Consider the following 22,825-nt stretch of genomic DNA (forward strand, 5'->3'; position numbering starts at 1 on the left):
GCACAGTACCGTCGGCGGCGTGCGTCGCTCGGTGTCGGTTCCGCTGTTGGTCGTCGGTGTGCTGCTCGTCCTGGCCGTGGCGGGTGTCGGCGGGTTCCTGCTGCTCCGGTCGTCGTCGATCGCCGGACCCGAGTGCACGGTGGCCGGCGACGCGGCCGACCAGGACCGCACCCCGGACGTGGACCTGACGGCCGCCCAGTTGCAGCACGCCTCGACGGTCAACGCCGTGGGCCTGCGGCGCGGGCTGCCCGAGCGGGCCCGGGTGATCGCCCTGGCCACGGCGTTCCAGGAGTCCAGCCTGCGCAACCGGCCGGACGGCGACCGCGATTCCGTCGGCCTGTTCCAGCAGCGTCCCTCACAGGGGTGGGGCACCCCCGAGCAGATCCTCGACCCGGTGTACGCCTCAGGCCGGTTCTACGACGCCCTGGTGGAGGTGCCCGGGTGGACGGACCTGCCGCTGACCGAGGCCGCCCAGGCCGTGCAGTACTCCGGTCACCCCGACGCCTACGCCAAGTGGGAACCGCAGGCGACGACGCTGGCCCGGGGTCTCGGCGGCCGCACCTTCGTCCCGCTGGGCTGCCGGAACGGGGCGACCGACCCGGCGCCCATCGCCGCCGAACGCGCCGCCGTCGAGGGGCTGTCCGGGGCCGACCCCCGGTTGACCACCCTGCTGGAGGCCGCACAGGCCGAGTTGGGCGGGGTGGCCGTGTCCTCCGTCGGTGACGACGGCCGCACCGCGACCGTCACGGCGTCGGTGCCCGACCTGGACCCGACGGCGGCGGCCACCGCACTGGCCGCCTGGACGGTGGCCCACGGGACCACGGCCGACGTCGCCACGGTCACCACCGCCGGGCATCGGTGGGCCGGTCACGAGTGGGTGGGCGGCGACACCGCCGTGCCCGTGGGCTCGGTCACGGTGACCGTCGCCTGATCCGCCGGGGTCGGTGTCGGTCGCTGACCGGCCGATAGGCTTCGGCCATGACTGACGTCGACCCGTTCGCCCTGATCACCGACGGCGCCGAGGGCGCCGGACTGGCCACCGTCGCCGCCGACGGCACCGTCCTGGACGTCTGGTACCCGACCCCCTCGCTGCGCCACTCCGCCGGCGAGCCGGTCGAGGTGGCGACCGCCGCCCCGGCCACCACCGTCGACGACCTGGCCGCCGCCGAGCGGCACGACCCGATCCGCGACGTGACCCTGACCGCCGTGCAGACGGTCGTCTCCTCCCTCGCCGACCCGCCGGCCGACACCACCGACGCGTACCTGCGTCTGCACCTGCTGTCCGCGCGGCTGGTCCGGCCGCGCACCGTCAACCTCGACGGCATCTTCGCGGTACTGCCGAACAACGCCTGGACCAGCCTCGGCGCGGTCCGGCCGGACGACGTGGAGACGGTGCGGCTCCGGCTGCTCGCCGCCGGCGGTCGCCTGTCGGTCTTCGGCATCGACAAGTTCCCGCGCATGACCGACTACGTCGTGCCGTCCGGGGTGCGGATCGCGCACGCCGATCGCGTCCGGCTCGGGGCGCACCTGGCCTCCGGCACCACCGTCATGCACGAGGGGTTCTGCAACTTCAACGCCGGCACGCTCGGCACGTCGATGGTCGAAGGCCGCATCTCGCAGGGTGTCGTGGTCGGGGACGGCAGCGACATCGGCGGTGGGGCGTCGATCATGGGCACCCTGTCGGGCGGCGGCAAGGAACAGGTGACGATCGGTGCGGGCTGCCTGCTCGGCGCCAACTCGGGCGTCGGCATCTCCCTCGGTGACGACTGCGTGGTCGAGGCCGGCCTGTACCTGACCGCCGGTACCAAGCTGCTGCTGCGGGCCGACGGGGAGGAACGGGTGGTGAAGGCCCGCGACCTGTCCGGCACCGCCGGCCTGCTGTTCCGTCGCAACTCGCTGACCGGCGGCGTCGAGGCCGTGCCGCGGTCCGGCTCCTGGGGTGGCCTGAACGCGATCCTGCACGCCTGACCCGTGCCCGCCTGACTGCAGGCTCAGCTCACCGCGGCCGGGTCGGCGGCCCGGCCCACCGGGTCGGGCCGCCGGTTCGGCAGCGCCAGCGTCGCGAGCAGTCCGACGACCAGGAACCCGGCCGCGACGTAGGCCGCGAAGCTGGTGCCGTCCGAGAACGCGGTCTTGGCCGCGTCAGCGACCGCCGCCGTGTCCGGGGCGGCGGCCAGCTGGCCGATCGCCCCGCCGGCGCTTTCGACCACGACGTTGACGAGCTGGTCGGCGGCGGCAGTGGGCAGCCCCTGGTCGGTCAGCCGGTCGCCCAGGGCATTGCCGGCGCTGACGAAGAGGACCGTGCCCAGCACGGCGATGCCCAGCGCCGAACCGACCTGCCGGGCGGTGCTCGAGATGCCGGAGCCCTCGCCGCTACGGCGGACCGGGACGTCGGCCAGCACCACCCCGGTCAGCTGGGCGGTGGCCAGCCCGACCCCGAACCCGTAGACGAACAGGAACGCCACCAGCGCCGGCCACCCGGTCGTCGGCGAGACCACCAGGCCGATGCCGACGATCTCCGCCGCGATGCCGATGCGGACGACACCGACCGCCCCGATCCTGGCCGGCAACCCGACGGACAGACCGCTGGCCGCGAACGATCCGACGGCCAGGCCCAGGAGCACCAGGCCGGTCTGCAGGGCGCTGTAGCCCAGGACGTTCTGCAGCCAGATCGGCAGCGACAGCAGGATGCCGAACTCGCCGAGCGAGACGATCAGGGCGGCGACGTTGCCGTTGCGAAACCCGGAGATCGAGAACAGGCCCGGGTCGATCAGGGAGGGCCGGCCGGCCCGGGTCCTGCGCTGGGCCCGGACGACGAACACGACGAGGGCGATGGCGCAGACGGCGAACGCGACCGGGATCGGCGACAACGGGGCGGACCAGGACCAGCTCCCGATGCTCAGCGGCCGCAGGGACGTCCACCAGCCGTACTGCCGTCCCTCGATGAGACCGAAGGCCAGCAGACCGAACCCGACGGTGGTGAGCAGCGCGCCGACCCAGTCGACCCCGGTGGTGTGTTCACCCCGGGACTCCGGGACGAAGAGCACCACCAGCGCGATGATGGCCAGCCCGATGGGCAGGTTGATGCCGAAGGCCCAGCGCCAGGAGAAGGCGGTGGTCAGCCAGCCGCCGAGGAGCGGACCGACGGCGGCCATACCGCCGATCGTCGAGCCCCAGACGGCGAAGGCGATACCCCGCTCGCGGCCGGTGAAGGTCGCGTTGATCAGCGACAGGGTGGTGGGCAGCATCATCGCGCCGCCGATGCCCTGGACGACGCGGGCGCCGATCAGCAGCGCTCCCGTCGGCGAGACCGCGCACAGGACCGATGCCAGCAGGAACAGCGCGGTTCCGGTGAGCAGGATGCGGCGACGGCCGTAGCGGTCGGCCAGCGCCCCCCACACCAGCAGGGTGGCCGCGAACACCAGCGTGTACGACTCCTGCACCCACTGGACCTCGGTGGAGGACAGGGTCAGGTCGCGCACGATCGACGGGACGGCGACGTTGACGATCGTCGAGTCGACGATGATCAGCGCGACCGCGAGGCTGATGCCGATCAGGCCGATCCACCGGTTGCGGCCGGCGGGTGCGGTGGTGGTCACGGTGACCTCCCGGGAGGCTGGACGGACCGGGGGCGCGGCGGCGTGACCCGGAAGTACTACGGAAACCGTACTACACGGAAGGTATCATCACATCATGACCGGACCCCCGGCGGCCGCGCGGCACAGCGAACCGGAGACCCAGCTCCTCCGGCAGATCCAGGTGGCCGGGTCGATGGCCGAGCAGGTCATGGCCCGCCGGCTGGAGGTCAACGGCACCGACCTCGCGGCGATGGGACACGTCAGCGCCGCCGAGCCACCGATCGGCCCCCGGGAGCTGAGCCAGCGCCTGGGCCTGAGTCCGGCCGCCGTCACCGAGGTGGTCGATCGCCTGGAGTCCGCCGGTCACCTCGTCCGTCAACGGGACACCCGTGATCGGCGGCGGGTGCAGCTGCGGCCGTCCCCCACCGCCGTCGGCCGGGTGCTGACCGAGATCGCCCCGCTGACCCGGGAGCTGGACAGGTTGGCCGATTCCTTCGACGACGCCGAGCGCGCGGTGATCGGGCGGTACCTCACCGGGGTGCTGGTCGCGTACGAGCATTTCGGCCGGGACTGACCACCCGCCGACCGGCAGCAGGTCGCCCGGACCCGCTTGGGATACTGGCCCGGTGCCTCCGCGACGACGAACCGCCACCGTGACCGCTGCCACGCCGGGGAAGACCCCGGCGAAGCCCCGGGCCAAGACCCCGGGCAGGACGACGAAGGCCGCCCCCGCTGCGCAGCCCGCGGCGGCCGACGCCGTCGCGCCGCCCGGCCCCGCGGCCGGCCGTCGGACCACGACCAGCCGGCCGAAGCGCGCGCCCCGTCCCGCGCCGCTCAAGCCCACCGATGGCATCACGCCGGTCGCCGACGATCCGTCACCGGCCGGCGCCCTCCCGGTGGACGCCGACGCGATCGCCCCACCGCGGCCCGCCCCCCGCCGTCCCGGGTTGATCCCCACCGACATCGCCGACACCATCCGGCCGGTCCTCGGTAAGGCCGTCGCCGACATCCGCGCCCACGAGGAGGGCAGCCGCCGCGGCGGCGACATCGAGAACGTGCACAAGATGCGCGTCGCCACCCGCCGCATCCGCGCCTACCTCAAGGCCGCCCGGCCGGCCCTGGACCGGGTCGCCGTCGACCGGCTGCGCGACGACGTGCGGGAACTGGCCGGCACGCTCGGTGTGCTGCGCGACCACGACGTGATGATCGACCGGCTGCACACCGAGGCGTCCCGGCTCGGCGAACCGGATACGGCCGCGCTCGAGCAGTTGATCGCCCGACTGGACGCGGACCGGGTCCTCGCCCGGCGACGTCTGGTGGCCGAGCTCGACGACCCCGCCTACGCGGCGCTGCTCACCGAGTTGGACGAGGCCGTCGCCACGCCGCCGGTCGCCGACCCGTGGGCCGACCTGGTGGCGCTGGCCGCGGCCGAGTGGCGGGTGCTGGTCAAGCAGCAGCGCCGGCTGCAGCGCCGGTTCGGCGACGACCCGCCCAACGACGACCTGCACGACCTGCGGATCTACGGGAAGCGCGCCCGGTACGCCGCCGAGCTCCTGCCGTCGGAACCGAGGACCGTCGCGTTCCTCGGGGCCCTGGCCGAGTTCCAGGAGGTGCTCGGCGACCATCAGGACGCGTGTGTGCTGGAGGACCAGCTGCGCGAGCTGCTCGGCGGCGGTGCGTCACCGGGGGGCGCTGCGGACGTCGACCTGGCTGCGGCCGGGATCGCGGCCGGCCGGGTCATCCAGGGCTGCCGGGAACGCCGGGTCACGGCACGGGCCGACTACCCGGGGGCCTGGAAGAAGGTCAAGGCGGCCGGTGACGCCGCCTTCGGCGACGCCTGATCGAACACCGCACGGGGCTCCCGCCGGCCGGCTCACCGGCCTGCGGGGGCCTTCGTCGTTCCCCGGGCCGACGGCCGGGCAGGTGGTTCAGCGCCGGTGGTTCAGCGCCGGCGACCCGCGCGGAGTCGCTCGGCGGCGGCCTCGACCCGCTCGTCGGTCGCCGTGACGGCGACCCGGAAGTGCTGGGAACCGGCCGGCCCGTACATCGAACCCGGGGCGACGATGATGCCCAGCCCGGCGAGCCACTCCACCGACTGCATGGCCGGTTCCCCCCGGGTGCACCACAGGTAGAGACCGGCGTCCGACTCGGCCTGCACGCCGGCCGCCTCGAACGCGTCGATGAGCGTCTTGCGGCGGTTCTTGTAGCGGCTGCGCTGGGCCAGGACGTGCCCGTCGTCGGCCAGCGACGCGGCCGCGGCCGCCTGGATCGGCGTCGGGACGATGGCGCCGAGGTGGCGGCGCAGCGCGACGAGACCGGCGACGAGGTCCGGATCACCGGAGACGAACCCGGCCCGGTACCCGGCCATGTTGGAACGCTTGGACAGCGAGTGCACGGCCAGCAGGCCGGTGAAATCGCCCCCGCACACCTCCGGATGGAGGATCGAGACCGGCGTGACGTCCCAGCCGAGGTCGATATAGCACTCGTCGGAGGCGACGATGACGCCCCGGCTGCGCGCCCAGGCGACCACCTTGGCCAAATGTTCCGGGGGCAGTACCCGCCCCGTCGGGTTAGACGGCGAGTTCAACCACACCATGGAGACGCGGTCCGGCCCGATGGCCGTCAGGGAATCGGCCCGCAGCGGGGTCGCCCCCGCCATCAACGCACCGATCTCGTAGGTCGGATAGGCGATCTCGGGGATGACGACGATGTCGCCGCTGCCCAGCCCCAGCTGGGTGGGCAGGGAGGCCACCAACTCCTTGGAGCCGATGGTCGGCAGCACGGCCTGGGGGTCGACGTTCGGCACGCCGTGGGCGCGGGCCAGCCAGGAGGAGTACGCCTCCCGCAGGTCCGCGGTGCCGTGGACCGTCGGGTAGCCCGGACAGTCCGAGGCGTCGCCCAGCGCGCGACGGACCGGCAGGGGGACCCGATCGACCGGGGTACCGATGGACAGGTCCACCGGGCCGTCCGGGTGCTGGGCGGCCCGTTGCCGGGCCGGCACCAGGCTGTCCCACGGGAAGGCGGGCAGCCGGTGAATGGGACTGCTCCCCCGGCTCCGCCCGCCCGGCCCGTTCGCCGATCTCCCAGGACCGGCCGGAGGAGGCGCGGATCCCGGGGCGGCGGACGGGCTGGACGGGGAGCCGGGGGCGGGAGTCACGGGGTCAGTGGTCCTCACCCATCGGGGGCAGGCCCGCGACCATCGGGTCGTCCTTGGCCACCTTGCCGGTCTTGGAGGCACCGCCCGGGGAGCCGAGATCGTCGAAGAAGTCGACGTTGGCCCGCGTGTAGTCCGCCCACTCGGCCGGGACGTCGTCCTCGTAGAAGATGGCCTCGACCGGGCAGACCGGTTCGCAGGCCCCACAGTCGACGCATTCGTCGGGGTGGATGTACAGCATGCGGCCACCCTCGTAGATGCAGTCCACGGGGCATTCCTCGACACAGGCCCGGTCGAGCACGTCGACGCAGGGCTCGGCGATCACATAGGTCACGTCAGTTCTCCGACTGTGCAGGTGCTGCGGTGCGAGCGTTCCGGGTGGTTCCCGGCCCGGTCCGGACGGCCCGGGACACCCCCCGGCGGCGGGCGGCGGACATCACGGACTCGACCGTCAAAGGTACGGCACCGCGGAGCACCCGATCACCCGGCCGGTGGGCTGCGCTGCGCCGGAGCCGGATCGCCCGCCGCCTTCCCGGCGGCCGGCGCGGACGCCGCGACCTGCTGGCGCACGTGCTCGCCCCAGATCAGCGACAGCGCGGCCGCCCCGGTCAGCGCGCCCAGCCCGAGCAGCAGCATCACCCGCCACTGACCGTCGTGCACCGCATACGGCTGACCGGGCAGGATGCCGTTGCGGGCGATGCTCAACCAGCCCGCGGTGATCAACCAGGCCGCCGCGGGCAGCACCGCGGCGAAGACGGAACCGGTCAGCCGATGGACCGCCCGCGGCGCCCACCACAGCACGATGGGCCCGAGCAGGACGCTGATCGGCAGGGGCACCGACCCGACGTACAGCGGCAGGAACGCGGTGCCGACCAGAGCGGTGGCCGCGGCCAGCAGGATGATCCAGATCACGACGGCCCAATCCGCCACCGGCTCCGGCGCCGGTCCCTCGGTCGGGGACGGCACCACACCCTCAACCGATGGCTCCGGTGTCGTCACCGGCGGATCCGCCCCGGCCCACCGGAGGAGTCCGATCCCGCGAACAGGTCGGTGGCGGGCCGTTCGCCCGCCGGGTAGTCCGGTCCGGCCAGCAGCTGGAAGCTCTCGTGCGGCAGCAGCGGCTGCACCCGCTTGTTGGAGAGGACGAAGCCGTCCGGGACGCGGGCCGCGACCTCCAGATGGGGGTCGCCGCCGAAGACCGTGACCTGGGTGGCGTGCGCCCGCAGAGCGGCGGCCCGGGCTGCGGCGGCGTGGGGGCCGACGGGGACGGCGACGTCCACCGCGGCGTCGTCGACGAGGAACCCGAGGTCGTCGGCCGGCACCCGGGTGAACCCGGCCGGCACGGTGAGGCCGGCCAGGGCGGCGGTGAACGCCTTCCGGGGGCGGGCGACGGCGAGCAGCCGGGCCGACCGAATGCCGTCGGCGGTCCACTGGGCGAAGGCCGCGGCCGTGACCTCGTGGGTGGCGATGTGGTCGGGATGCCCGTACCCGCCGTCGGCCGCGTAGGTCAGCACCACGTCGGGGGCCACCTCGTCCAGGACGCCCAGCAGCGCGGCCACCGCCAGATCGTGGTCGGGGCCACCCGGGCGGGCCCGGACGAAGGCCCGCGGGTGTGCCGCGGAAGGGGTACCGACCATGCCCGAGTCCCGCCAGGCGCCCACGCCGCCCAGCAGCCGCCAGTCGGCGACCCCGAGCGCGGCCACGGCCGCCCGCAGTTCTGTGTACCGGTAGCCGCCCAGCTGGTCGGCCCGGTCGGCCACCAGCCCCTGCAGCTCGTGCCCGATGACCTCGCCCTGCTCACCCAGGGTCGCCGTCACCAGGGTCACCCGCACCCCGGCGGCGACCGCCCCGGCGAGGGTCGCCGCCATGGTCAGCGACTCGTCGTCGGGATGGGCGTGGACGGCGAGCAGGGCAGGCATGGCCCCGAACCTACTGCGTGGAACCCACCGGGTCGGGGACCGGACCGGTGCCCGCCCCCCGGGCGACGGCCGCGATCTCGGCCTGCGGGTCGTCCACCGGGAAATGGCAGGCGGCCAGGTGCGGGCCGGCCGTCCCACCGGCGGGGTCGACCAGCGGCGGTTCCTCCCGAGCACAGATGTCCTGCGCCTTCCAGCAGCGGGTGCGGAAACGGCATCCGGACGGTGGGTTGAGCGGACTGGGCACGTCACCGGTGAGGATGATGCGCTGGCGGCTCCGTTCGAGCCGGGGATCGGCCTCCGGCGCGGCCGACAGCAGGGCGACGGTGTAGGGGTGCCGGGGGTTGGTGTAGACCTCGTCCTTCGGACCCGTCTCGATGACCTTGCCGAGGTACATGACGGCGATCCGGTCCGAGATGTGCCGCACCACCGACAGGTCGTGGGCGATGAAGAAGTAGGCCAGGCCGAGCCGCTCCTGCAGGTCCTCCAGCAGGTTGACCACCCCGGCCTGCACCGAGACGTCCAGCGCGGAAACCGGTTCGTCCAGGATCAGCACCTCCGGTTCCAGGGCGAGCGCCCGGGCGATGCCGATGCGCTGGCGCTGCCCGCCGGAGAACTCGTGCGGATACCGGTTGCCGTGCTCGGGCGACAGACCGACGAGCTTGAGCAGCTCCCCGACCCGGGCCAGCCCGGCCGCGGTCTTCCCGCCCCTGGCACTCTCGGATCCGCCGGCGGTGTCCCACAGGCCGTGGATCTTCAGGGCCTCCCCGATGATGTCGTTGACCGGCATCTTCGGGTTCAGCGAGGCGAACGGGTCCTGGAAGACGATCTGCAGGTTGCGGCGCACACCGCGCAGTTCGTCGGCGTCCATCGTGGTCAGTTCACGACCCCGCAGCTTGACCGACCCGGACGTCGGCTTGTGCAGCTGCAGGATGGCCCGGCCGGTGGTCGACTTCCCGCACCCGGATTCGCCGACCACGCCGAGGGTCTCCCCCGCGTCCAGGTGCAGCGACACCTTCGACACGGCCTGCACCTTGCCGACGGTGCGGCGGACGAAGCCCTTGCCCTTGACCGGGAACTCCATCACCAGGTCGGTGACCTCGAGCAGCCGTTCACCGCCGGCCGGCCGGCCGGTCGACCCGGAATCGGCGGGCTTGGTCGAATCCGTCATGCGATACCCCCTACGGGTGCGCCCGCCGCCCCGGCCACGGTCTCGGTCCCCGGCCCCTCGCGGAAGAAACGGGTGGGGTCGTCGGTCGCGGCCAGCCGGTCCCAGTGGTGGCAGGCGGCGAGATGGTCGGGATCGTCGGTCGGAGCCAACGGCGGCTCCTCCTTCGTGCAGATGTCGGTGGCCACCGGGCAGCGGGGCGAGAACGGACAGCCCGGCGGCAACGAGATCAACGACGGCGGAGCGCCCTTGATCGGACGGAGCCGACCGGTGTCGCCGGCCGACGGGATGGACCCGAGCAGGCCCGCCGTGTACGGCATCCGGGTGCGGTAGAAGATCTCGTCGGTCGAGCCGAGCTCCACCGGACGACCGGCGTACATGACCAGGGTGCGGTGGGCCATACCGGCCACCACCCCGAGGTCGTGGGTGATCAGCACGATGGCCGCGTTGACCGCGTCCTTGACCTCGATGAGCTTCTCGAGGATCTGCGCCTGAACCGTGACGTCCAGAGCGGTGGTCGGCTCGTCGGCGATGATCACGTCCGGGTTGTTGATCACGGCCATGGCGATCATCGCCCGCTGTCGCATGCCGCCGGAGAACTCGTGCGGGTAGGAGTCGAGCCGCGTCTTCGGCTGCGGGATGCCGACCAGGGCCAGCATCTCCTCGGCCCGCGCCAGCGCCTGCTTCTTCGGCATCAGTTCGTGGCTGAGAACGGCCTCGGCCAGCTGGAATCCCACGGTGTAGACCGGGTTCAGGGCGGTCATCGGATCCTGGAAGATCATCGCGATGCGCTTGCCGCGCAGGCCCCGGCGCTGCCGGGCCGACATGCTCAACACATCCTGGCCGCGGAAACTCACCTTTCCGGTGATCCGCGCCGACTTCGGCAGCAGACCCATCACCGCCATCGACGACACGGACTTGCCGGAGCCGGACTCGCCGACGATTCCCAGCACCTCGCGTTCCTTCAGGGCGTAGGACACTCCGCGGACGGCCTTGACCAGTCCGTCCTCGGTGGGGAACGCGACGGTCAGGTCCTCGACCCGCAGCACCTCGGGAGCATCCGCCGGGACCGGGTCGGCCAGGCCCGAGGACACCTGGACCCCCTCGCCGGCGACCCGGTCGCGGATCTCCAGCCCCTTGTCGATGGCATCCGGCTCGCCGTACAGCGTGCCCGAACTGCCCTCGTCCTCCATGCGGTGGTCGTCGGCCGGGCCCAGGCCCGGCAAGCTTCCCGTCATGACCTCACTCGATTCTGGCGGGGGTCGAACGCGTCGCGCAGACCGTCACCGATGAAGTTGACGCACAGCGCGATCACCACGATGAACAGACCGGGCCACCAGAAGAGCCAGGGCCGGGTGGTGAACGCGTTCTGATAGGTCGAGACCAGCAGGCCCAGCGAGGTGTCCGGCGCACGGACGCCGAAACCCAGGTAGGACAGGGCGGTCTCGAGCAGGATGGCGGTCGCCACCGAGAGGGTGGCGGCGACCGTGATGACACCCACCGTGTTGGGCATGATGTGCCGGAAGATGATCCGCGTCGGCTTGGCCCCCAGAGCCCGCGCCGCCTCGACGAATTCCTTCTCCCGCAGTGACAGGAACTCGCCGCGGACCAGGCGGGCCAGCGTCATCCAGGTCACCGAGCCGACGACCAGCGCCAGCACGATCGGCCCGCCGTCGCCGTACTTCTGGCCGAGCACCGCGGCGATGACCAGCACCGGGATGGTGATGATGACGTCGGTGAACCGCATCAGGACGGTCTCCACCCGGCCGCGGTAGTAGCCGGCCAGCGCTCCGATGACGGTGCCGATGACGGTGGAGAAGATGCCCACCACGAAGGCGATGAGCAGCGAGATCTGCGCACCGCGCATGGTCAGGGCGAAGTAGTCGCGGCCCAGGTCGTCCTGCCCGAACGGGTGCTCGCCCCAGGCCAGCCCGTCCCCGCCCAGGAACGTCGGCACCACCGACAGGGTCGGGGCGCCGCGGTTGACGACGATGCCGGATTCCACGTAGCCGTACTTCCACCAGCCGGGGATCCCGAGCACCCCGATGGAGGTGGTCGCCAGCAGCAGCACGATGATCAGTACGGCCAGCGAGATCATCGCCGCCCGGTGCCGGAAGAACCGGCGCCGGACCAGTTGGCCCTGGCTGCGGGCCACGACAGCCAGGCCCTGCGCGGCGGTGTCGGCCTGGCCGGCCGGAGCGCCCGGAATCGGAGCGCCGGTCCCGGCGGTGTCCGGGACGGTCTTGTTCTTCTCGGTGGTCATGACTTCCCTCGCTCGCCCGTCACGACAACCGGATCCGGGGGTCGAGAACCCCGTACAGGATGTCCACGATCATGTTGAACACCACCACCGCGGTGCCGGTGACGAGGAAGAACCCCATCACCGGGTTCGGGTCGGGCACCCGTAGCGCGTCGGTGAAGAGCTTGCCCATCCCCTGCCAGCCGAAGACGGTCTCGGTGATGACCGCGCCGCCGATGACCGCGCCGAAGTCGATGGCCATCAGGGTGGTCACCGGGATCATGGCGTTGCGGAACGCGTGCCGGACGACGACGGTCCGCTCCGTCAGGCCCTTGGCCCGGGCGGTGCGGACGTAGTCCTGGTTCATCACCTCGAGCATCGACGACCGGGTGTACCGGGTGTAGGTCGCGAAGGAGATGAGCACGATCACGATCGACGGCAGCAGCAGGTGGCCGAGGGTGTCGAGCGTGGTCTGCCAGAAGTCGCCGGTGAAGTTCGGGGTGTTGGAACCGATGGTGGCGATCAGGATGCCCCGCACCTGCTGCGAGTAGTCCGGCACGGCGACCAGCAGCCGGTCGGCGAAGATCAGCGCCCCGACCCCCAGGCCGGTGAGGATGCAGGCCTTCACCGCCTGGGACCGCAGCAGACCGCCGCCGACGAAGCCGACCAGCCCGGACACCACGACGGTCACGACGGCCAGGATGAGGATCGTGCCGAGCGTGGAGATGTCGAGCAGCCACTGCAGACCGAAGTAGCAGCCGATGCCGATGGCCGCGACGACCAGGCAGCAGATCAGCACGTTGTAGGTGCGGAAGCCGGCCAGCAGGGCGGTCGCCCCGACCGCGGTGGCCAACGAACCGACGATGATGATGCCGGGGCCGATGGCCGGCTGGGCGAACCACTTGGTCAGGTCCAAATACAGGCAGATCCCGGCCAGGATGGCCGCCCCGACCCCGAACGACAACAGCTTGGTCCGGCGGTCGCCGCCGATCAGCGTCATCAGCAGCAGGCCGCCGATCAGCGCGACCGCGACGGTGATCCACAACGGGATGATCGGGTTCAGCAGCCACGAGTTGAACTTGATGGCCAGGAACTGCTTGAGCAGCACGGCGATCCAGAACGCCGGCAGCGAGAAGAAGAGGAACGCCAGGAACGTCACCGAGTAGTCCAGGCCGGAGTACTGCCGCAACGCGGTGACGATGCCGACCAGCACGCCGAAGACGATGGCGGTCACGGTGGCGAACAGCACCAGCTGCAGGGTCGACCCGATGGCCACGGACAGCAGCCCCGCGACGGGGGTCCCGGTGACGTTGGTGCCGAGATCACAGCTGCCGACGAAGCAGCCGGCCACGCCCTTCAGCCAGATGAAGTACCGGCCGACGACGGGGGTGTCGAGATTCAGGTTCGCCGTCAGGGCGGCGAGTTTGGCCTCTCGGCTGGGGTCGGCGGACTCCAGCAGGGCCGTGCGCGGGTCACCGGCGTTCGCGACCAGCACGTACACCACGAAGGTGGCGGCCAGCAGCACGAAGAACGAGATGACCAGGCGGCGCAGGATGAAGGTGGTCAACGGTGGGCTCCTACCCGTTGCGGCGAGACGGGTGTCACGAAGGGTACGCACGCGCGGCGGCGGACGGACCCCTTTCCCCAATCGGGGCCCGTGTCCGAGTGGATTCCACTCGGACACGGGCCCCGACGAGGGTGCTGGGTCAGCTACGAGCCCAGTCCTGCATGTTCCAGGTGCCCTGGGTCTGGCCGGAGTTCAGCTCGACGCCGGTGACGTTCGAGTTGCTCGCGAGCAGGCCCGGGAAGGTGAACAGCGGGATCGACCAGTACTTCTGGGCGTAGATCTGGTCGACCTTCTTCAGCTCGTCCACGATCGTCTGCTCGTCGGTCGAGGAGTTCAGCTTGGTGAACGCCTCGTCGACGGCCGGGTCCGACCAGCCGGCGGTGTTCTGCGGGCCACCGTTGTCCTTCGACGCGTACTGCGCCGAGATGGAGCCGAACAGACCGGATCCGGCCCAGGCGAACAGCGCGACGTCGTAGTCGCCGCCGGAGCGGGCGGCACCGAAGGCGTCACTGGCCAGCGGGGTGTCCTGGATGTTGAAGCCGACCTGGTCGCAGGACGACTTGATCAGGGCGACCTCGTTGGTCCGGCGCGGGTTCGGGTCGATGTGGATGATGCGGACGGTCTGTCCGGCCGGCGCCCCGGACGCGGCGTACGCGGCCTTGGCACCGTCCAGGTCGACCTGGTCGTAGGCGCTGAACCCGGAGGCGGCGGCCACCTCGTCGTACGCCGGCTGACCCTGCTGCAGCATCAGCGAGTTGAGGATGGTGGCGTCCGGCTGCGACGGCTTGATCAGGTTGTCGATGATCTGCTGCCGGGGCACGCACTTGAAGAACGCCTCACGCAGCTTCTCGTTGCTGAACGCCTGGTTGACGTTCAGGTCGAGGTGCTCGTAGGTGAACAGCGAGCCGGACTGCACGTTGACCGCGCTGCCCAGCGCGTTCAGTGCGGCCAGGCTGTCCGGGTTGGCCTGCGGCTCGATGACGTCGACCTCGCCGGACTGCAGGGCGGAAACCTGCTGGCTCTGGTCGATGAACCGCATGACGACGGTCCCGGTCTTCGCCGGGGTGCCCCACCACTTCGGGTTGGCCTTCAGCGTGATCGACTGACCCGGCTGCCAGGAGTCGATGTAGTACGGGCCGCTGGCCGGGATGACGTCGGCGCTGGGCAGACCGGTGTCCTTGTTCAGGGCCCAGCCGGTGTTCCAGAAGTCGGCGACCTTGGTCAGGACGTCGGCCTTGTCGTTGGTGATCGCGTCGACCACGCCGGCGGTGTCGGTGCCGGCGGCCTTGGCGGCGACGTGCGCCGGAACGATGCTGCCGCCCGAGGAGGTGGCGAAGGCGGACTCCCAGTCGACGAACGGGGTCCGGTAGACCAGCGTGATCGTCTTGTCGCCGTCCTTGCAGGTCGGCTTGTTGGTGTCCTCGATACCGGTGGTGGACGCGGCGTCGAACAGGTTGGTCGAGTCGGCGGTCGGACCGTTGGGGTTGGTCGAGCCGTCCTTGTTGTAGTAGCCCGACGAGGCGGCCCACAGCATGAGCAGGTCGGCGCAGCCGATCGGCTGGCCGTCGGACCAGACGGCCTTGTCGTTGAGCGTGTACTTGACCGTCAGCGGGTCGTCCGAGGTCTTTTCGATCGTCCCGAACTCGGTGTCCAGCTGGACGGCGCCCTTGTTGTCGACGTAGGAGAACCCGCGCAGCACCTGGTTGAGCACGGTCTGGTTGGCCGTCGCATTGCCGTCCACGGTGAAGGTGTTGTACGCGTAGAAGTCCTGCTCGGCCGCGTAGGTGATGGTTCCCTCGGACGGGGCGGTACCGGTATTGCTGGTCGCGCTGCCGCTGCCGCCGGTCGGAGCCGCGGACGACGACGTCGATCCGCCGCCCGATGTCGTGCACCCGGCCACCAGGGCACCCGCGGCGACAAGGCTCAGGAGCAGTGTCCCTGTGCCCTTCTGTGTCCGTCTCAACAGTCCTCCTCGAAGGTCCTCGCCAGTGGCGGCGCCACTACCGAACGCGTCTGAAGCCTCAGCTGTCAGTGACCTGTCGACCTTACGAGCGTTCCCACTATCCGGGCGCCCTGGTAACAGAATCGTGATCGACTGTGGCCCGGGTCACCCCGGTCCGCGAGCGATTCTGCCGCAGGATTCCGCGAAACACCAATTCCAGTCCGCAAACCTTGTCGGCAAGATGACCTGCGGCAACATTACTTTTCGTCGCCCAGTAGTTACCAGAGGTTAACTAGGCCATTGTGCACCACAACGGCAGCTGCGGACGCGGACGCGCCTCAGCCGGACGGCCAGTTCTGGGCGCCCTGCAGCGGCGTGGTCCAGGTCCACCCCGCCACCGGCCCGTCCAGCAGGCTCTGCAGCCCACTGCCCACCGCGAACGTGGTGGTCGGCTGGGCGAGCGGCAGCACCGGCAGTGCCGCCCACAACGGCTCGTCGACGTCGGGTACCGTCCCGGCGGCCAACGCGGCGACCAGCCCGGGCTGGACCGCGGACGAGCACAGTCCCGACAGGTTGCCGGTGCGTGGCTCGGTGGCGACCGCGGCGGCGGCATCGGGGGTGGCTGTGGTCGTCGAGGGAGCGGTCGACGTCGACGCGGCATCGCCCTCGGGTTCGGCGGTCGTCTCCGAGCGGCCGGCGGCCGCGTCGACCAGCGGCTCGACGGCGGCCGAGGCGCCGGACGACGCCCCGGCCACCCGCGGACAGCTGAAGGCGGTGGCCGCGGCGACGGCGTCGTCGGCGCCCCGCGGGACGGTCACCAGCGCGAGGTCCAGGCTTCCGGTGGCCACCCGGGTGGCCAGCAGCGTGGTCGCGGCGTCCGCCAGCAGCACAACCTGGATCCCCGCGGCTCCGAGCTGGGTCTGCAGCGTCCGCGCCACCGCGGCCAGCCGGCGGTGGCCACTGGGGTAGCCCAGGGTCAGGGTCAGCACCTCACCGCCCCGGGTCGCGTACAGACCGTCCGTCGTCCAGCCGGCGTCGCTGAGCCGACGGCGGGCGGCCGCCGCGTCGCCGGTGGGCACGGGCAGTTCCGCGGACGACCAGTCCCCCTCGACCGCTGCGCCGTCGGACTGCGCCGGCAGGCGCACCTGCGAGCGCACCGGCAGGACCCCGGCGGCCCGACCCGCGCCCAGTTCGGCTGCGACGTCCGCGGGGACGACGGCCTGCGCGATGGCCGCCCGGACGGCCGGATCGAGCGTCAGCCGTCCTGCGGAGCCGGTGCCCCCGGCGGTCGTGGCTCCCGTGGTCGACGGGGACCCGGTCGCCGCGGCGGACGCGGTGCCCGGTCCGATCGCGGCGTTGAACACCAACTGGACGGTGGCGGGGGCGGGCACGACGACCCGTCGCTCGGCCGGCACGGCGTCATCCAGCAGCGCATCGGTCTCCGCACCGGGGGCGAGCCACAGGGCCTGCACGTCACCGCGACCGTAGGCGGCGATGAGGTCGGCCGGGCTGCCCAGCCGCAGGACCACCGCCGCCGGCCCGGGCTGCGCGCCCCAGTACTTGTCGTTGCGGGCCAGCGTGATCTGCCCGGTCACCGGGTCGTACGGGTTCATCCGGAACCGGCCCCCGGAGACCGGGATGTCGGAGGAGAGCGCACCGGCCCACCCGGCGGGGCTGTCCTTGAGGATGTGGGACGGCAGCAGCGGCGAGAACAGCGACGGGTAGCCCGGGAACGAGGTCGCGAACTCGACGTCGACCGTCTTGCCGGCGTCCCGCGACCGGATCGCCGTGATGAGCCGGTAGCCGGCCGTGTCGACGGTGGCCGGCTGGGTGAGCAGTTGATCGCGCAGGTAGGCGAAATCCTCGGCAGTGACCGGGGTTCCGTCCGACCACGACGCCTTGCGGTCGAGGGTGTAGGTGACGGTGAACGGTTCGGTCGAGGTGACGGTGACGGCGTCGACCACGTCGACGTCGATCACCGCTCGGCCGTCCCGCCCGATGGTGAACACCGACGGCAGGACCAGCCCGGCCACCGCGGCGGCCGCCGGCGACCAGTCGGCGATGGCGTACGGGTTGAACCCGGTGACCGGGACCCCGGGCCCGTCCAACCCGACCACGATGGTCCCCGGTTCCGGCGGCCGGGCGGAGGCCGAGGACTCACCGCTGGGGGCGATCGGCGCGGGCAGCCCGTACGGCGTGCACGCCGCGGCCGCGAGGGCGGCCGCGCCCAGCGTGCCGACGCGCAGCAGCCGGCGCCGGGTCAGTGTCACTGACCCAGCCTAGAGAGCGCCGGCGACGGCCGTGGCCGTCGCCGGCCGCGACTCACGCCTTGTTCTTGGACCGGTTCTTGGCCCGCTCGTTGGCGGTCAGCAGCACCTTGCGGATACGGGCGTTGACCGGGGTGATCTCGACGCACTCGTCGTCGGAGCAGAACTCCAGCGCCTGCTCGAGGTTGAGCAGCCGGGCCGGGACCAGGTGGACGAGCTCGTCACCGGTCGAGGACCGCATGTTGGTGAGCTTCTTCTCCTTGGTGATGTTGACGTCCATGTCGTCGGAACGGGAGTTCTCCCCCACGACCATGCCCTCGTAGACCTCGGTGGTCGGCGGGACGAACATCGTGCCCCGCTCCTGCAGGGAGAACATCGCGAACGGGGTGGCCTTGCCGGCCCGATCGGCCACGAGCGACCCGGTCGGGCGTGCCCGCAGATCGCCGGCCCAGGGGCCGTACCCGTCGAAGATGGCCGACGCGATGCCGGTGCCGCGGGTCTCGGTGAGGAACGCGGTCCGGAAGCCGATGAGGCCACGGGACGGGACGTGGAACTCCAGCCGCACCCAGCCGGTGCCGTGGTTGCTCATCGTCTCCATGCGGCCCTTGCGGACGGCCAGCAGCTGGGTGATGGCACCGAGGTAGTCCTCGGGGGCGTCGATGGTCAGCCGCTCGAACGGCTCCAGCTTCTTGCCGTCGACGATCTTGGTGACGACCTGCGGCTTGCCGATGGTGAGCTCGAAGCCCTCCCGGCGCATGGTCTCGACCAGGATGGCCAGGGCCAGCTCACCGCGGCCCTGCACCTCCCAGGTGTCGGGGCGCTCGGTGTCGAGGACGCGGATGGAGACGTTGCCGACGAGTTCGGCGTCGAGCCGGTTCTTCACCTGGCGGGCGGTCAGCTTGGTGCCGCCGTCCCGGCCGGCCAGCGGCGAGGTGTTGATGCCGACGGTCATCGAGATGGCCGGCTCGTCGACGGTGATCGGCGGGAGCGGGATCGGGTTCTCCGGATCGGCCAGGGTCTCGCCGATGGTGATGTCGGCGATGCCGGCGACGGCGATGAGGTCACCGGCGGTGGCCGACTCGACGGGGACGCGGGTCAGCGCCTCGGTCATCAGCAGCTCGCTGATGCGGGTCCGGGTGACGGTGCCGTCGAGGTTGATCCAGGCGACCTGCTGGCCCTTGGTGATGGTGCCCTCGATGATCCGGCACATCGCGATACGGCCCAGGAACGGGGACGCGTCGATGTTGGTCACCTGCGCCTGCAGCGGCGCGTCCGGGGTGTAGCGGGGGGCCGGGATGGTCTCCAGCAGCACGTCGAACAGGGCGTCGAGATTCTCGGCGTCGGGCAGTTCGCCGTTGCCCGGCTTGCTCAGCGAGGCCTTCCCGGCGCGGCCGGAGCAGTAGACGATCGGGAACTCGATCTGGTCGTCGTCGGCGTCCAAGTCGAGGAACAGCGCGTAGGTCTCGTCGACGACCTCGTCGATCCGGGCGTCCGGACGGTCGGTCTTGTTGATGACGAGGACGACGGGCAGCCGGGCGGCCAGCGCCTTGCGGAGCACGAACCGGGTCTGCGGCAGGGGACCCTCGGACGCGTCGACCAGCAGCACGACGCCGTCGACCATGGACAGCGCCCGCTCCACCTCGCCGCCGAAGTCGGCGTGGCCGGGGGTGTCGACGATGTTGATGGTCATGTCGCCCCGCTTGACCGCGGTGTTCTTGGCCAGGATGGTGATGCCCTTTTCGCGCTCCAGGTCGTTGGAGTCCATCACCCGGTCGTTCTGGGTGGAGCCGGCGCGGAAGGCGCCCGACTGCCAGAGCATGGCGTCGACGAGCGTGGTCTTGCCGTGGTCGACGTGGGCGACGATGGCGATGTTCCGCAGATCGTCGCGGGACGCCGGTCCGGTGGATCGCACGGACGGGACGGGATGGGCACTACCGGGCACGGCTCAGTACTCCTCAAGGTGGTGGGGGCCGGGCCCGACGCGGTCGTCGCGGCGGTCCGGCAGGGGTCAGCCACCTCGCAGCACGGCAGCACAACAGGCCCATTCTAGTCGGTGGAGCTTGCGATACCGCCAGACAGCACAGTGAGCCGGGCGACCACGCCTGGGCGACGAAGGAGCCCGGCGCGATCGACCGGCTAGTCAGGCGAGCGGCGGCGACGCGAGTCGGCGCCCGAACCGGTGGTGACCGTCACGTCCTGATCCGGCAGTGCCCGCCGACCCGTCATGATCTCGGACAGGACATCCCGGAGGCGGCCATGACCAGCAACGATCGTTCCTCTCACCCGGATCCGGCGGACCCGCCGGAGTCGGCGGCGGACCCGGTCGAGCGGCTGGGCGCGCCCGCGGGCACCGTGGCGGGCGCGTCCCGTTCCAGCGATCCGATCGTCTGTTTCGACCTCCCCGGTCTGCCCGGGTCGGCACCCGGCGAGCCGGCCGCAACGGACCCCCGTCGCTGGTGGGTGCTGGCGGTGCTGGGCCTGGCCCAGCTGATGGTGGTGCTGGACGGCACGATCGTGAACATCGCGTTGCCGTCGGCCCAGGCCGACCTCGGGTTCGGCGACCAGTACCGGCAGTGGGTGATCACCGCCTACGCGCTCGGGTTCGGCAGCCTGCTGCTGGTCGGTGGGCGACTGTCGGACCGGTTCGGTCGCCGGGAGATGTTCCTCGTCGGGCTGGTCGGTTTCGCGGTGGCCTCGGCGGTCGGCGGTACGGCCACCACCATCGGCCAGCTGCTCGTCGCCCGGGCCGTGCAGGGCGTCTTCGGGGCCCTGCTGGCCCCCGCGGTGCTGTCCGCACTGACCACGACGTTCCCCGATGTCAGGGAGCGCGGGCGGGCGTTCGGGGTGTTCGGCGCGGTGGCCGGCTCCGGCGCGGCGATCGGCCTGCTGCTGGGCGGGGCGCTGACCGAGTGGTTCTCCTGGCGCTGGTGCCTGTTCGTCAACCTGGGGTTCGCCGCCGTCGCGTTCGCCGGCGCCTGGGTGCTGCTCCCCCGCGGGCAGGAGCGCAATCGCACGCCGATGGACTGGCCGGGGGTGGTCAGCGTCTGCCTGGGGCTGTTCGCGGTGGTCTACGGGTTCTCGTTGGCCGAGACGGACGGCTGGCTGGCCGCGCAGACCTTGTCGATGCTCGCCGCCGGGGTGGCGCTGCTGCTGGCGTTCGTGGTGGTCGAGAGCCGGTCTGGCCACCCGCTCCTGCCGCTGCGGGTGGTCGCCGATCGGGACCGCGGCGGGGCGATGCTGTCGATCTTCCTCACCGGGCTGGGCATGTTCGGGGTGTTTTTGTTCCTGACCTTCTACATGCAGCAGATCCTCGGCTTCTCGCCGGTCGTCAGCGGGGTCGGGTTCCTGCCGATGGCCGCGCTGATCGTGGTGACCTCGGCGGTCAGCGGCTCCCTGCTGGTCCCCCGGTACAGCCCCAAGCTGATGATGCCGATCGGGATGCTGGTCGCCGCCGCCGGGTTGATCCTCTTCACCCGCATCACGGTGGACGGCGAGTTCGTCACCCACGTGCTGCCGGCGTCGCTGGTCTTCGGCCTGGGACTCGGGCTGGTGTTCTCCTTCTCCACCAACGTGGCGACCCGGGGCATCCGACCGTCCGACGCCGGGGTGGGATCAGCGATGGTCAACGTCGCCCAGCAGATCGGTGCGGCCATCGGCACGTCGCTGCTCAACACCGTCGCCGCGAACGCCACCATCGCCTGGCTGACCGACCACCGACCAGGCCCCGACGCCACCGCCGCCCAGGCCGCGCGACTCCAGGCGGAGGCCGCGGTCAGCGGCTACAGCACCGCGTTCTGGGTGTCGGCCGCCGTCTTCGCGGGCGGGGCGCTGCTGACTGGTCTGCTGCTGCGCCCCGGCGTCGTCACCCCCGACCCGGACGTCCCGACCGCGGTCGGCTGAGCAGCCACCCGATCAGCACGCCGTCAACGGCACCCGGGGCGGCACGGTCGGACGGGAGCGGACGGCGATCGCCGTGCCGTCCCGACGAGCGGACCGGCGCACGGCCAGCACGGTCTCCAGGACGTGCGCGGCGATGCCCGGGTCGGCCTGCGCCGGACGGCCGGTCGCGATGGCGTCCGCCAGGTCCAGCACCCCGGAACCGCGGGCGGCGTCCACCGCCCCGGCCCGGTCCGGCAGGTCGGTCCACTGCCGCTCCCCCAGGCGGCGCAACCGCACCGTGCCGGCGAAGTGGTTGGGGTCGGGTACCGCGATGGAGCCTCTCGTGCCGTGGATCTCGATCGGTGGCGCCAGTGTGCCCACGCCGTCGAAACTGATGGTGACGGTGCTGACCGCGCCGCCGGCGTGGCGCAGCAGCGCCGTCTCGTGGGTGTCCACCTCGACCCCGAATTCGTCGCCGGCCCGCGGACCTCGCCCGATGCGCCGCACCGGCCGTGGTCGGGTGCCGATCCCGTTGACGGTCGCCACCGGTCCGAGCAGATGCACCAGCGCGGTGAGGTAGTAGGGCCCCATGTCGAGCAACGGTCCGCCACCAGCCCGGTAGAAGAACTCCGGATGGTGGTGCCAGCGCTCGTGTCCCGGAGTGACCATGACGGCGTGGGCGGACACCGGGGTCCCGATGAGCCCGTCCGCCACGGCGGCCCGGGCCGTCTGCAGACCGGTGCCGAGCACGGTGTCCGGAGCACAGGCCAGCCGGTGGCCGGGACCGGCCAGGGCCGGGAGGTCGACGGCGTCGGCCGCGGAGATGCCCAGCGGTTTTTCGCTGAACACGTGACGTCCGGCCCGCAGGCCGGCGCGCGTGATCGCGGCATGCTCCGACGGCACGGTGAGGTTGAGCAGCAGGTCGACGTCGGCGGCGGCAAGGACTGCGGACAACGTGGCGACACGCGCGCCGGGCAGGCGGTCGGCCAGCGCGGCGGCCCGGTCCGCGCGACGGTCGACCACGGCGACGAACCGCACCTGCGGGCGGCCGGCCAGCGTGGCCACGTACTGCTCGCTGACGGCTCCGGCTCCGACGACGGCGGTGCGCAACGGAC

General features: G+C 71.8%; 18 protein-coding genes. 5 read left to right on the forward strand and 13 right to left on the reverse strand.

The features are described from left to right. The first annotated feature begins 19 nt into the window (after nt 1–19). Together FDO65_RS08335 and dapD are read left to right on the forward strand one after the other, a co-directional pair. Nucleotides 20–931, forward strand: a complete 912-nt coding sequence (locus FDO65_RS08335; RefSeq protein WP_137448865.1) for a heavy metal transporter — start codon at nt 20–22, stop codon at nt 929–931. A gap of 47 nt (nt 932–978) precedes the next feature. After that, nucleotides 979–1,968: a 2,3,4,5-tetrahydropyridine-2,6-dicarboxylate N-succinyltransferase gene (dapD, locus tag FDO65_RS08340; protein ID WP_137448866.1), complete on the forward strand. Its 990-nt coding sequence runs from the start codon at nt 979–981 to the stop codon at nt 1,966–1,968. A 23-nt stretch (nt 1,969–1,991) separates the two neighbouring features. Here the strand turns inward: dapD and FDO65_RS08345 are convergent, their stop codons facing one another. Continuing rightward, nucleotides 1,992–3,599 carry a DHA2 family efflux MFS transporter permease subunit gene (locus tag FDO65_RS08345; RefSeq protein WP_137448867.1) on the reverse strand — a complete coding sequence of 536 codons (1,608 nt, stop codon included), beginning with the start codon at nt 3,597–3,599 and terminating at the stop codon, nt 1,992–1,994. Between the two features lie 94 nt (nt 3,600–3,693). On the opposite strand from FDO65_RS08345, the gene FDO65_RS08350 reads away from it, so the two are divergent. Both FDO65_RS08350 and FDO65_RS08355 read left to right on the forward strand, forming a co-directional pair. Further along, on the forward strand, nt 3,694–4,152 hold the full coding sequence (locus tag FDO65_RS08350; protein WP_137448868.1) for a MarR family transcriptional regulator: 459 nt from the start codon (nt 3,694–3,696) through the stop codon (nt 4,150–4,152). Between the two features lie 79 nt (nt 4,153–4,231). After that, complete coding sequence (locus FDO65_RS08355) at nt 4,232–5,419, forward strand: CHAD domain-containing protein (RefSeq protein ID WP_137448869.1); 1,188 nt, start codon at nt 4,232–4,234, stop codon at nt 5,417–5,419. Nucleotides 5,420–5,520: 101 nt separating this feature from the next. Here the strand turns inward: FDO65_RS08355 and dapC are convergent, their stop codons facing one another. The 11 genes from dapC to typA form a co-directional block, all read right to left on the reverse strand. Beyond that, entirely contained in the window at nt 5,521–6,615 is a 1,095-nt protein-coding gene (dapC, locus tag FDO65_RS08360; RefSeq protein WP_137449644.1) for a succinyldiaminopimelate transaminase, read from the reverse strand. Nucleotides 6,616–6,739: 124 nt separating this feature from the next. Next, a complete protein-coding gene (fdxA, locus tag FDO65_RS08365) occupies nt 6,740–7,066 on the reverse strand; it encodes a ferredoxin (RefSeq protein ID WP_137448870.1) in 327 nt (108 codons plus the stop codon). 146 nt (nt 7,067–7,212) lie between these two features. Next, entirely contained in the window at nt 7,213–7,644 is a 432-nt protein-coding gene (locus FDO65_RS08370; protein WP_137448871.1) for a hypothetical protein, read from the reverse strand. 83 nt (nt 7,645–7,727) lie between these two features. After that, nucleotides 7,728–8,651 carry an N-acetyl-1-D-myo-inositol-2-amino-2-deoxy-alpha-D-glucopyranoside deacetylase gene (gene mshB, locus FDO65_RS08375; RefSeq protein ID WP_137448872.1) on the reverse strand — a complete coding sequence of 308 codons (924 nt, stop codon included), beginning with the start codon at nt 8,649–8,651 and terminating at the stop codon, nt 7,728–7,730. A 10-nt stretch (nt 8,652–8,661) separates the two neighbouring features. Beyond that, nucleotides 8,662–9,819 carry an ABC transporter ATP-binding protein gene (locus tag FDO65_RS08380; RefSeq protein ID WP_137448873.1) on the reverse strand — a complete coding sequence of 386 codons (1,158 nt, stop codon included), beginning with the start codon at nt 9,817–9,819 and terminating at the stop codon, nt 8,662–8,664. Beyond that, nucleotides 9,816–11,054: an ABC transporter ATP-binding protein gene (locus tag FDO65_RS08385; protein ID WP_240757496.1), complete on the reverse strand. Its 1,239-nt coding sequence runs from the start codon at nt 11,052–11,054 to the stop codon at nt 9,816–9,818. Before FDO65_RS08385 ends, FDO65_RS08380 begins: the two co-directional genes overlap by 4 nt. Further along, nucleotides 11,051–12,079, reverse strand: coding sequence for an ABC transporter permease (locus FDO65_RS08390; protein ID WP_137448874.1), 1,029 nt, complete (start codon nt 12,077–12,079; stop codon nt 11,051–11,053). The genes FDO65_RS08385 and FDO65_RS08390 overlap by 4 nt, the downstream gene beginning before the upstream one ends. 19 nt (nt 12,080–12,098) lie before the next feature. Continuing rightward, nucleotides 12,099–13,622 (reverse strand): ABC transporter permease, encoded by a 1,524-nt coding sequence (locus FDO65_RS08395; RefSeq protein WP_137448875.1) that lies wholly within the window; start codon nt 13,620–13,622, stop codon nt 12,099–12,101. Between the two features lie 139 nt (nt 13,623–13,761). Further along, nucleotides 13,762–15,585: an ABC transporter family substrate-binding protein gene (locus FDO65_RS08400; protein ID WP_166442090.1), complete on the reverse strand. Its 1,824-nt coding sequence runs from the start codon at nt 15,583–15,585 to the stop codon at nt 13,762–13,764. Nucleotides 15,586–15,902: 317 nt separating this feature from the next. Then, nucleotides 15,903–17,834, reverse strand: a complete 1,932-nt coding sequence (locus tag FDO65_RS08405; protein ID WP_137448877.1) for an ABC transporter substrate-binding protein — start codon at nt 17,832–17,834, stop codon at nt 15,903–15,905. A gap of 52 nt (nt 17,835–17,886) precedes the next feature. Next, complete coding sequence (gene typA, locus FDO65_RS08410; RefSeq protein ID WP_137448878.1) at nt 17,887–19,743, reverse strand: translational GTPase TypA; 1,857 nt, start codon at nt 19,741–19,743, stop codon at nt 17,887–17,889. A gap of 344 nt (nt 19,744–20,087) precedes the next feature. Here typA and FDO65_RS08415 point away from each other — a divergent pair, with 344 nt between their 5' ends. Then, nucleotides 20,088–21,731, forward strand: coding sequence for an MFS transporter (locus FDO65_RS08415; protein WP_137448879.1), 1,644 nt, complete (start codon nt 20,088–20,090; stop codon nt 21,729–21,731). Nucleotides 21,732–21,743: 12 nt separating this feature from the next. Here the strand turns inward: FDO65_RS08415 and FDO65_RS08420 are convergent, their stop codons facing one another. Further along, the gene (locus tag FDO65_RS08420; RefSeq protein WP_205849851.1) at nt 21,744–22,820 is read right to left on the reverse strand and encodes a Gfo/Idh/MocA family protein; all 1,077 of its coding nucleotides are present in this window, start codon (nt 22,818–22,820) and stop codon (nt 21,744–21,746) included. Nucleotides 22,821–22,825 lie beyond the last annotated feature (5 nt).

Source organism: Nakamurella flava (genome assembly GCF_005298075.1).
GTDB classification, from domain to species: domain Bacteria; phylum Actinomycetota; class Actinomycetes; order Mycobacteriales; family Nakamurellaceae; genus Nakamurella; species Nakamurella flava.